The 3441-nt window shown below is 61.0% G+C and carries 1 protein-coding gene; it reads left to right on the forward strand.

All coding sequences use genetic code 11. From position 1 onward, the window contains the following. Nucleotides 1-674 precede the first annotated feature (674 nt). The gene (locus RCH21_RS17080) at nucleotides 675-3176 is read left to right on the forward strand and encodes an Ig-like domain-containing protein (RefSeq protein WP_326965410.1); all 2502 of its coding nucleotides are present in this window, start codon (nucleotides 675-677) and stop codon (nucleotides 3174-3176) included. Nucleotides 3177-3441: the final 265 nt, after the last annotated feature.

Below are 3441 nucleotides of genomic sequence, written 5' to 3' on the forward strand. Positions count from 1 at the left end.
TCCAGCGCAGCTACTGCCACCTCGGGCTCCCGGATGCCGGCTCCAGCCGACTTCGCATCTGCGGCCATCGAACCCGCCCACCGGTCCCAGCCCGCTGGTAACGTTCGAGCGCGGCGAATACAGCTATCACGGTGTGTGTGGCCCCGCCCTTCTGCCCCTTCCTTACTGATAGTGATTCCTCGTACATCCTTGCGGAGGGCAGTAGCCCAATGTTTCAGATCCGCGTTAAGATCCGATAACATGCCGCAAGTTGCCCGTCCAGCCTCCATACCTCCCCGTGCTCGCCAGCCCGAAGACAATGCAGCATCTTCTTCAGTTATAACCGGGGTGGCCCTTGCCCTACTCATATGGTGATTCGTAATAACCCGTCTCGAATTCCGACAAAGAAGGCTGCATGATGCGGATCTGCGTTCAGGTTGGAGGTGCTGACTCTGGCATATTCGGTGCGGCCCGTCCTTGACGATGCCTCAAGGTCATCGACGGCATACCCTCTTTTTCGCGTAAGAAGTTGGTGTAAGGCATATCGGGGAGAAGAAGCGGGGGTGTCGGCGAAATGCACCGAAACGGTCTGGTTGAGGTTCATTACCCGTAAGGGTTGCTTCTGCTGCTTCGACCAAAGAGACTGGACGAACCTGGGGAGGAATCGGCATTCACATCGACTTCAGGGAGCAACTATGCTGCACTTCAAATCTCCTCACTCGGGCGGGCGTAGTAGAGGTCGCAGGGCCTCTTGGCTCGGCGCGCTGCTGACAGCGCTGGTGCTCGCGCTGGGCGCCCTGGTGATGCCGGTTCCGGCGACGGCCGCTCCGGGAGATGTCGGAGTGGAGGGTCCGTCGCATACGGGAACGGGAACGCCGACTGGTACGAAGCGGGCGACCAGTTCGCTGTGGTTCAACGATGGAATCTGGTGGGGGAACCTGTGGGACACCGCCAGCTCGGACTTCCACATTTTTCGGTTCAATGCTGCTACAAGTTCGTGGGTCGATACCGGTGTGGCGACTGAGACGCGGGCGAGTACTCATCATGACGTGCTCTGGGATGGAACGACGTTGAACGTGGCCAGTTATCGGTTCGTCAATGACGGCTTGCCGGCTGAGCCGAACTTCCCGACGACGATGCGGCGGTACAGCTACAATGCGAGTACGAAGGCCTACACGCTGCTCAGTTCTACCCAGATCAATAACCAGCGCGTCGAGGCGCTGACCATCGATAAGGACTCGACCGGTAGGGTATGGGCGACCTGGCAGCAGGGGAACCGAATCTATCTGAACTCCACTGGTACGGACGGCAGGACGTGGGGGACGCCGTTCGCGCACCCCGCGTCGTTGAGCAATGTGTCCGTGGACGACACGTCGGCGGTTATTGCCTTCGACGGGAACAAGATGGGTGTGATGTGGAGCCGGCAGGTCGGTGATGCCACCGACGGGATGTACTGGAGCTACCACGTCGATGGAGCGTCGAATACCGCCTGGACCACTCCGGTGGCGGCGGTATCAGGGGCGCGCAGCGGTGATGACCATATGAATCTGAAGTGGTTGGACTCCGCCTCGAATGGTCTGGTTTTCGCCGCCATCAAGACATCGTTCACGTCCTCGTCCCAGCCGCTGATCCAGCTGTTGAAATTGAGCGGCACGACGTGGACGGCGCACACGATCGCGACGGTGGCGGAGTGCCCGAACCGGGTGATTGTGATGATCGATGAGAGCACGCAAAGGCTACGTACCTTCGCCACTTATCCGAAGCCCAGTGGCACGACGAACGCTGGTGTCTGCACCAGTTCGGGGGGTGCGATCTACGAGAAGTCCACGCCGCTCAGCGACATCCGCTTCACCACCACGAAGACGGATCGCATCGTGGACGCCGACCAGTATGTGCACAACGTGTCGTCGACAAAACAGAACCTCAACAGTGCGGCGAGTGGCACGGCCAACAGCGGTCTGCTGGTGCTTGCCGATGTGAACGCCACAAGCCGGTACTGGCACTACTACGATCCCACGGCTCCCGCGGCCGGTGATACGACGGCTCCGACGGTGACGGCAACGTCGCCGACTACTGGCGCGGTTGGTGTGGCGGCGTCGGTGAATGTGACGGGAACATTCTCGGAGGCGATGAACCCGACGACGGTCACGTCGGCCACGTTTACGTTGACGGCTCCAGGGTCGACGACGTCTGTACCGGCCGCTGTGACATACGGCGGCAATGTTGCGACGCTGAACCCGGCTTCGGACTTGGCAGCAAATACCACGTATACGGCGACGATCAAGGGTGGCGCCAGTGGGGTGAAGGATCCTGCCGGTAACGCGTTGGCGGCGGACATGACGTGGACCTTCACCACCACGGCCCCCGCGGCTGGTGATACGACGGCTCCGACGGTGACGGCAACGTCGCCGACTACTGGCGCGGTTGGTGTGGTGGCGTCGGCGAATGTGACGGGAACATTTTCGGAGGCGATGAATGCGACGACGATTACCTCGTCCACATTTACCTTGACGGGGCCTGGGACGACGTCTGTACCGGCCGCTGTGACATACAGCGGCAATGTTGCGACGCTGAACCCGGCTTCGGACTTGGCAGCAAATACCACGTATACGGCGACGATCAAGGGTGGCGCCAGTGGGGTGAAGGATCCTGCCGGTAACGCGTTGGCGGCGGACATGACGTGGACCTTCACCACCGCCGCCGCCGGCGGCGCGTCGCAGACCGTCAACATCCCCGCTACCGCCGACAGCTATGTCACCGGCGGGGTGCCAACGACGAACTTCGGCACCAGCGCCATGATGGGTGTCGACAATAGCCCGGTCGAAGTTGCGTACCTGAAGTTCGACCTGTCGGCCTATGCGGGTAGGACGCTGGAAAGTGCGACGTTGCAGTTGCGTAGCGCTGGCAGCGGCTCAACAGGCAGTCAAAACGTGAAGCTCGTCGCTGTTGACACCTGGACTGAAACTGGGATCACCTTCAACAACCGTCCGGCGCTCGGGACGAGCACCGGCACGTTCGGTCCCACCGCGACCAACACCACCTACAACGTTCCGCTGACCGTCGGTGGCCTGACCGGTGAGCTCGGGCAGCAGCTCTCTCTGGGTATCGACTCGAGCAGCAGCGACGGCTTGGACCTCAACTCCAAGGAAGCCGGCAGCACACTCGCACCCACGCTGGTGCTCACCTTCAGGCAGTAGGGCACGGCTAGCAGACCGACGCCACAGTGCCGGGACTTCATCCGAGAGGGAAGGTCCCGGCACTGCTGCGTAGACCTGTAGTCAGTAGTCCGGATCAGGCAGCAAGATCCTGCGAAGCGGAGCGGCTCACTGGACGAACCATCACACTGGACCACATCAATCAGCCCTACGTGGGTTGATTTGGTGGTGGGGGTGGGGTGGTCGTATAGTTATGGAGTTGCCCCGGTGTGGGTGACAATCCCCCTTTGATGAAGTTGATGTTGTT

Source organism: Arthrobacter sp. PL16, assembly GCF_035985055.1.
GTDB lineage: Bacteria > Actinomycetota > Actinomycetes > Actinomycetales > Micrococcaceae > Arthrobacter_D > Arthrobacter_D cheniae.